7 protein-coding genes are annotated in these 8,057 nt (G+C 61.2%); all 7 read right to left on the reverse strand.

The features are described 5' to 3' along the window. Positions 1–10: 10 nt before the first annotated feature. Positions 11–631, reverse strand: a complete 621-nt coding sequence (locus Q7C33_RS23030; protein WP_264429206.1) for a TetR/AcrR family transcriptional regulator — start codon at positions 629–631, stop codon at positions 11–13. 60 nt (positions 632–691) lie between these two features. Further along, positions 692–2,374, reverse strand: a complete 1,683-nt coding sequence (gene phaC, locus Q7C33_RS23035; protein ID WP_249876471.1) for a class II poly(R)-hydroxyalkanoic acid synthase — start codon at positions 2,372–2,374, stop codon at positions 692–694. A gap of 111 nt (positions 2,375–2,485) precedes the next feature. Further along, on the reverse strand, positions 2,486–3,343 hold the full coding sequence (gene phaZ / locus Q7C33_RS23040; protein ID WP_030141002.1) for a poly(3-hydroxyalkanoate) depolymerase: 858 nt from the start codon (positions 3,341–3,343) through the stop codon (positions 2,486–2,488). A 212-nt stretch (positions 3,344–3,555) separates the two neighbouring features. After that, the gene (phaC, locus tag Q7C33_RS23045) at positions 3,556–5,235 is read right to left on the reverse strand and encodes a class II poly(R)-hydroxyalkanoic acid synthase (protein ID WP_217861068.1); all 1,680 of its coding nucleotides are present in this window, start codon (positions 5,233–5,235) and stop codon (positions 3,556–3,558) included. Positions 5,236–5,511: 276 nt separating this feature from the next. Further along, the gene (locus Q7C33_RS23050; protein WP_407684221.1) at positions 5,512–5,889 is read right to left on the reverse strand and encodes a gamma-butyrobetaine hydroxylase-like domain-containing protein; all 378 of its coding nucleotides are present in this window, start codon (positions 5,887–5,889) and stop codon (positions 5,512–5,514) included. Positions 5,890–6,070: 181 nt separating this feature from the next. Then, positions 6,071–7,408 carry an ATP-dependent protease ATPase subunit HslU gene (gene hslU / locus Q7C33_RS23055; protein WP_030140999.1) on the reverse strand — a complete coding sequence of 446 codons (1,338 nt, stop codon included), beginning with the start codon at positions 7,406–7,408 and terminating at the stop codon, positions 6,071–6,073. A 43-nt stretch (positions 7,409–7,451) separates the two neighbouring features. Next, positions 7,452–7,982 carry an ATP-dependent protease subunit HslV gene (gene hslV, locus Q7C33_RS23060; RefSeq protein ID WP_003186641.1) on the reverse strand — a complete coding sequence of 177 codons (531 nt, stop codon included), beginning with the start codon at positions 7,980–7,982 and terminating at the stop codon, positions 7,452–7,454. Positions 7,983–8,057 lie beyond the last annotated feature (75 nt).

Here is an 8,057-nt window from a genome sequence, read left to right on the forward strand (position 1 = left end):
CTGCAGTTCGTTATTCGTGCTCTTCCAGATACCGCAACGCCATCTGCTCGGTCGCGACCTTGATCGCTGGCGGCAGGTGCGGCGCCACCAGCATCATGATCTGGTAGACCACCAGGCGAACGTCGCCTTCGCGATCCAGGATTCTTTGATAATCCAGCGAGAACAACAGGGTCATGGTGATCTGCTCCACCAGTTGCCCCAACGCCTGGGTGTCGCTGACCAATAACCCTTGGGCCTTGAGCTGCGCCAGCAATGAGGCCAGGGTCCGCTTCAGGGCGTTGAGCAACTGTCGGATACCCTTGGCCAGTTTCGGCAGGCGCCCGGCCAGGTTCGACAGATCCTGGAACAAGAACCGGTATTGGGCCAGACGTTCGACGATCAAGTGCAGGAACAACCAATAGTCCTCCGGCGCCAATTGCGCATCGGCGGGTGGGTCCAGCAATGGCGTCAGCTCGGCCTGGAATCGCTCGAACAACCCGAGGATCAGCGGCTCCTTGCCGTGGAAGTGGTAGTAGAGGTTGCCGGGGCTGATCCCCATTTCATTGGCGACTTCCAGGGTGGAAACGTTCGGTTCGCCCTTTTCGTTGAACAACTGCAGGGCACATTCGAGGATACGGTCGCGGGTTTTCATCCGGTCTTCTTGGTGATGGAGTTGTTCCACGGCCAACAGCGTGGCCGTGGGATGAGGTGTTCAGCGGACTCGCACGTAGTTTCCAGGCGCCGCTTCCAGGGGCGGGTAGTTGGCGTTACCCAGGGCCATCCGGGTTTCGTGCTGGGCACCGGAGCGCTCCTGGATCCAGCCCAGCCATTGGGTCCACCAACTGCCCTCGATGTGCTTGGCGTCGTAATACCAGGCCCGTGGGTCGCCGCTCAGCTTCGGATTCTCGATGTAGTTGGCCTTGGGGTTGCCTGGCGGATTGAGGATGCTCTGGACATGGCCGCTGTTGGACAAGACGAAGCGTCGATCACCTCCCAGCAGCAGCGTCGAACGATAGACCGCGTCCCAGGGCGTGATGTGATCGTTGATGCCGGCCACGCTGAAGCTGTCCACCGTGACTTTTTGCAGGTCGATCGGCGTGCCGCATACCTCCAGGCCGCCCGCGTGGGTCAGCGGGTTGTGCTTGAAAAAGTCCAGCAGGTCGCCGTGATAGGCCGCCGGAAGCCGGGTGCAGTCGTTGTTCCAGTAGAGGATGTCGAACGCCGGCGGCTCCTTGCCCAGCAGGTAATTGTTGACGAAGTAGGTCCAGATCAAGTCGTTGGGGCGCATCCAGGCGAATACGCGAGCCATGTCGCGGCCGTCGAGAATGCCCTTCTGGTAGGAGCGGCGCTTGGCGGCCTCGAGGGTCTGTTCGTCGATGAACAGCGTGGCCGGGCTTTCGATTTCGCTGTCCAGCAGGCTCACCAGGTACGTGGCGCTGGCGACCCGGCGCAATTGACGCTTGGCTTGCAGGTGGCCTTGCAGCGCGGCGATGGTCATGCCGCCGGCGCAGGCGCCCATCAGGTTGACTTCACGCGCGCCGGTGATTGCCCGGCAGACGTTCATGGCTTCTTCCGTTGCTTCGACATAGCTGGACAGGCCCCATTCGCGATGGCGCACATCGGGGTTGCGCCAACTGATGATGAACACTTGCAAACCATTTTTCAGCGCGTATTGGACGAAGCTGTTGGACGGGCTGAGGTCGAAAATATAGAACTTGTTGATCTGCGGCGGCACGATCAGCAGCGGCCTTGCGTACTGCTTTTCGCTCATTGGCTTGTACTGGATCAGCTCCAGCAACTCATTGCGAAACACCACCGCGCCGGGGGTGGTTGCGAGGTTCTTGCCGACTTCGAAGGCCTGGGGCGTGACCTGCCGGGGCAGGCCGTCGTTGTGCAACAGGTCGTCCACCAAGTGGCTGAGTCCGCGGATCAGGCTGGTGCCGCCAGAGTTGAACAGCTCCTTGATCGCCAGGGGGTTGAGCAAAGTGTTGGAAGGCGATACGGCGTCGTTGAGCAAGGAAAAAGTGAAATGCGCGCGGGCACGATCGTCCGGGCTCATGTCACTTTCGTCGATCCAGCTCTTGACCTGTTTTTGCCAGCTCAGGTACGCCTGCAAGCTACGACGATAGAACGGGTTGAGCTGCCACGTGGGATCGGCGAAGCGCTTGTCGTCGGGGTTGGTGGGGTGCAGGGTTTCGCCCAGCAACACTCGGCCCAGTTGACTGCCCAGGCGCAACGCGTGCCGCACGCTGTGCACCGGGTTGCGCAAGCCATGGGCGGCAACGTTGCGCAGGGTCGAAAGCAGGTCGCTGCCCCGCAAGCCGGTGACCGCGCTTTGAGCATTGATGAAACTGGCAGGGGCGGGCATGGAACCCTTCGCCGGTCTGTCGCGCATGAGTCAACTCCTTCGTCATCAAGCTAAAAACAAACACACCGAACCAGACAACATAGTCGCTGTTTCGGGTAGTTGCGTGATCCGGCGTCCTGCCAGGCGCTAATGAGGGTGTCAGCCGCCACCCAGCGGCGCGGGATGCGGATGCATGACCGCGCGCTGACGTTCTTCCTCCAGAAATTTCATGATGATCGGTGCCACGGCCTCGGCCCGCGTAATCAGGAACAGATGGCCGTCATCGATGATATGCAGTTGCGAATTGGGGATGCGCCACGCCAGCATGCGCATGTTGATCAAGGGGATCAGCGGGTCGTCGTCACCGGCCAGGATCAGGGTCGGCTGGTGGATCTTGTGCAGCCAATGGATGCTGGTCCAGCCTAGTCCCGCGAAGAGTTGCCAGTAATAACCGAGCTTGCCCGCCGAACGCACCTTGGCGGCATGGCGGGCCGCCAGGCTTGGATCGCGGCGGAACGAGCCGCCATAGATCAGCGGGGCGATACGCATCACATGTGACGGCTGCACGTAGCGCCGTGGACTGGCCATCATCCACAGCACCTTCGGCTTGCCCGGCACCATCACCGCACCGGCGGCGGTCGCCGCCAATACCAGCTTCTTGCAGCGCTCCGGATAGTCATGGGCAAACTGCTGTGCCAAGGCGCCGCCCCAGGACACGCCGATCACATTCACCTGGCCATAGTCCAGGTAATCAAGCATCCGCGCGGTGAGCTTGGCCAGGCCAGGAAAGCGATAGGGCCGGTTCGGTGTCGACGAACCACCGACCCCGGGCACGTCGAAGGCAATCACTTCCAGGTCCGGATCCAGGGCTTCGATGAAGGGAAATACCAGTTCCAGGTTGGCGCCGATGCCATTGAAGATCAGCAGCGGCGTCAAGTGAGGCTTGCCGGGACGTACCGCGGTGCGCAAGGTCTGGCCATCCAGGTCGACGGTACGGAAGATGTACGGTTGCGGCATGCTTCAAGCCCTGTGGGTCATGTCTCGGGTTACCAGTGTTCGGTCTGTGAGACCGAGTCGCAGCCTTCGCGAGCAAGCCCGCTCCCACGTTGAAATGCGGGTCCCTGTGGGAGCGGGCTTGCTCGCGAAGACGGCCTTGCATCCACTGTTGATGTCGGCTGCCTGGGCGCTTTCGTGAGCATCCCTTCCCAATACCAGACCAGTTGTATCAGTCACCGCTCATGCACATACGTACCCGGCGCCGCTTCACCGGCCACGTAGGTCTTGTTGCCCAGCACAGTCGGTGCCTTTTTCAGCTTGCCCGAGCGCTCGGCCTGCCAAGCCTGCCAGTGCAGCCACCAGGAGTCGGTGTGCTTGGTGGAGTTCTCCATCCAGTCCTCGGCCTTGGCCGGCATGTCCTCGCTGGTCATGTAGCGCGACTTGGGGTTGCCTGGCGGGTTGAGGATGCTCTGGATGTGCCCGCTGCTCGACAGCACGAACTCCACCTTGCCGCCAAACAACTGCGCCGACTTGTAGCAGGATTTCCACGGCGTGATGTGGTCGTTGGTGCCGGCCAGGGAAAAGATGTCGGCAGTGACCTGCTTGAGATCGATCGGCGTGCCGCACACTTCCAGTGCATTGGGGCGGGTCAGCGGGTTGTTCTTGAACATCTCGATGAGGTCGCCATGGAACGCCGCCGGCAGCCGCGTCGTGTCGTTGTTCCAGAACAGGATGTCGAATACCGGTGGTTCGTTGCCCAGCAGGTAATTGTTGACCCAGTAATTCCAGATCAGGTCATTGGGACGCATCCAGGCGAAGACCTTGGCCATGTCGCGGCCTTCCAGCACGCCGGCCTGGTAGGAATGGCGCTTGGCCGCTTCCAGGGTCTGTTCATCGACGAACAGGGCCACGTCGGTGTCCAGGGTGGTGTCCAGCACGCTCACCAGCAACGTCAGGGCATTGACCTTCTTCTCGCCCAGCGCGGCGTAATGGCCGAGCAGCGCGGTGCAGGTAATGCCACCCGAGCAGGCGCCCAACATATTGACGTCCTTGCTGCCGGTGATGGCCGTGACCACGTCCACCGCTTCCTTGAGCGCGTCGATATAGGTCGACAGGCCCCATTCGCGTTGCGCCTTGGTGGGGTTGCGCCAACTGACGATGAACGTCTGCACATTGCTGCGCAGGCAGAAGCGCGCCAGGCTCTTGTCCGGGCTCAGGTCGAATACGTAGAACTTGTTGATCTGTGGCGGGACCACCAGCAGCGGTCGCTCATGCACTTGTTCGGTGATGGGGCGGTACTGGATCAATTCCAGCACATCGTTGCGAAAGACCACGGCGCCTTCCGTCACGCCCAGGCTCTTGCCGACTTCGAATGCGCCCATGTCCACTTGGCTCGGCATCCCGCCGTTGTGCACCAGGTCCTTGGCCAGGTGGGACAGGCCATCGAGCAGGCTTTTGCCACCGGTTTCGAAGAAGCGCTTGACCGCCGCCGGGTTGGCCGCCGAGTTGGTCGGCGCCATGGCTTCGGTCATCAGGTTGATCACGAAATGCCCACGACTGATGTCCTGGGGCGAGAGGCTGCTGTCGTCGATCCAGTCGTGCAGCTCCTTGCGCCACGCCAGGTAGGTTTGCAGATAACGTCGATAGAGCGGGTTCTGGCTCCAGGCCGGATCGGCAAAGCGTCGATCATCGCTGGAAGGCTGCAACTCCGATTTGCCGAACAGGACTTTCCTGAGTTCGGCGCCGAAGTGCGCCACGTGCTTGACGCTGTGCAGCGGTTGTTTGATGGTCTGGGTCAGCACCATCCGGGCAGAGGCCAGCAGGTCTTTCCTGCGCAAGCCGACGACGGGATTCAAGCCGAGGGTGTTTTCCGAGGCTTGGTACTTCAACTCATCGTTGTTCTTGTTGCTCATCTACGACGCTCCATTGTCCTTCAGACGAGTACCGGGACCGTGCCGTGAAGCCGCAAGGCAATACCAGGTACGCTGCTCGGGTGACCATAAATTCCGCATCGAGGGCAATGAGGAAACGTGTGCCAGGAACTCGCCGGTTCCTTTGCAGGGAACTTGCCAGCTCCATTGGTTACCCGAGTTTAATTTTTTTCGCAAGCAGGCCAGTCATTGACGTTGCTGCGCGGGCATTCAAGCAGATGAGTCTAGAAAATTCGCCCTAAAGCGCCAGCCCTTGAGCTAGAGCATCAGCTTGACGACGGACTCGTTCGGGTCACGGGTTTTTCCGGCGGCCTTGAGTTCGGCGAGATAATCGTTCCACAGGTCTTCCTGGCGTACCGCCAACTGGTACAGGTAGTCCCAGGTGAACAATCCGCTGTCATGGCTGTCGTCGAAGGTCAATTTCAGTGCGTACTGGCCGGCGGGTTCAACCTTGGTCAGGCCGACGCCGAGCTTGCCGTATTGCAGGATGGGCTTGCCGTGGCCCTGGACCTCGGCGGAGGGCGAGTGTACCCGCAGGAATTCCGCAGGCAGGTGGTACTCCTCGTCTGGCGCGTATTTGAGCGTCAGGGTCTTGGAGGCTTTGTGCAGATTGATGGCGGTGGGGAATTTGGTCATGGGATCGTCAGTCTCGTGAGGCCCGTGGCGAGGGGATTTATCCCCGTTGGGCTGCATAGCAGCCCCCTGAAAAGCTGATCACATCAACTTAATACACCACGGTGGCAGGCTTTAGGGCTGCTTCGCAGCCCAGCGGGGATAAATCCCCTCGCCACAAGAGCTCGCTCACACTGGGTGTCGTTTACAGGATATACCGCGACAGGTCTTCGTTCTCCGCCAGTTCGCCCAGGTGGCTGTTGACGTACTCGGCGTCGATGCGGATCGGCGCTTCGTCGTGGGCGCTGGCCAGGTCGCCGGCGCTGAACGAGACCTCCTCCAGCAAACGCTCAAGCAGCGTGTGCAGGCGACGGGCACCGATGTTCTCGGTCTTCTCGTTGACCTGCCAGGCAATCTGCGCCAGGCGCTTGATGCCTTCGGGCGTGAACTCGATGTTCAGGCCTTCGGTCTTGAGCAGCGCGCAGTATTGCTCGGTCAGCGACGCATGGGGCTCGCTCAGGATGCGTTCGAAATCTTCCGGCGACAGCGCCTTGAGCTCGACACGGATCGGCAGGCGGCCTTGCAGCTCCGGCACCAAGTCGCTTGGCTTGCTCAGGTGGAACGCGCCGGAAGCGATGAACAGGATATGGTCGGTCTTGACCATGCCCAGCTTGGTGTTGACGGTGCAGCCTTCGATCAGTGGCAGCAGGTCGCGTTGCACGCCTTCGCGGGACACATCGGCGCCGCCGACATTGCCGCGCTTGGCAACCTTGTCGATCTCGTCGATGAACACGATGCCATGTTGCTCGACCGCCTCCAGCGCCTTGGCCTTCAACTCTTCTTCGTTGACCAGGCGACTCGCCTCTTCATCGCGCACCAGCTTCAGGGCTTCCTTGACCTTGAGCTTGCGGTTTTTCTTCTTGCCCTTGCCCATGTTGGCGAACAGGCTCTGCAACTGGTTGGTCATTTCTTCCATGCCCGGCGGCGCGGAAATGTCGACGCCAGCCATCTCGGCCACTTCGATCTCGATTTCCTTGTCGTCCAACTGACCTTCACGCAGGCGCTTGCGGAACAGTTGGCGGGTGTTGGAATCCTGGGTCGCGGCGGAGTCCGCGTTGAAACCCATGCGCGCTGGCGGCAGGAGCGCATCGAGGATGCGTTCCTCGGCGGCGTCTTCGGCGCGATGGCGAACCTTGGTGATTTCCTGTTCGCGCAGCAGCTTGATGGCGGCGTCGGCGAGATCACGAATGATCGACTCGACGTCGCGGCCCACATAGCCGACTTCGGTGAACTTGGTGGCTTCGACCTTGATGAACGGCGCGTTGGCGAGCTTGGCCAGGCGACGGGCAATCTCGGTCTTGCCGACACCGGTCGGGCCGATCATCAGGATGTTCTTGGGCGTCACTTCGACGCGCAGTTCTTCAGGCAACTGCATCCGGCGCCAGCGGTTACGCAGGGCAATGGCGACGGCGCGCTTGGCATCGTCCTGGCCGATGATATGGCGATTGAGTTCGTGGACGATTTCGCGGGGAGTCATGGACATAGTATTTGGCGGTCCTCAAGCGGGAGTCTGGGCCTGGACGGGCTTACTCCGCGAGGTCCTGCTCCTCAATGGTCTGGGTGTGGTTGGTGAAGACGCAGATGTCGCCGGCAATGCCCAGGGCTGTCTCGACGATTTCGCGGGCCGACAGATCGGTTTTCTTCAGCAGGGCGCTGGCGGCGGCCTGGGCGTAGGCGCCACCGGAGCCCATGGCGATCAGGCCGTCTTCGGGCTCAACGACGTCACCGTTGCCGGTGATGATCAGCGAGGCGTCCTTGTTGGCGACTGCGAGCATGGCTTCGAGGCGGCTCAGGGAGCGGTCGGTACGCCATTCCTTCGCCAGTTCGACGGCGGCACGAACCAAATGGCCCTGGTGTTTCTCAAGCTGGCCTTCGAAACGCTCGAACAGGGTGAAGGCGTCGGCGGTTGCCCCGGCGAAACCGGCGATGACCTGGCCGTGGTACAGGCGGCGGACTTTCTTCGCGTTGCCTTTCATCACGGTGTTGCCCAGTGAAACCTGGCCGTCGCCGCCCATGACGACTTTGCCGTGACGGCGGACTGAAACGATGGTGGTCAAGGGAAGAGTCTCCACGCAGCGGGGCGAAAATGCCCGGATGGAACTCATATTGGGGGTGGCGTGGGGTTTTTCAAC

Source organism: Pseudomonas sp. BP11-1-1, assembly GCF_052112105.1.
Classification (GTDB): Bacteria; Pseudomonadota; Gammaproteobacteria; order Pseudomonadales; family Pseudomonadaceae; genus Aquipseudomonas; species Aquipseudomonas alvandae.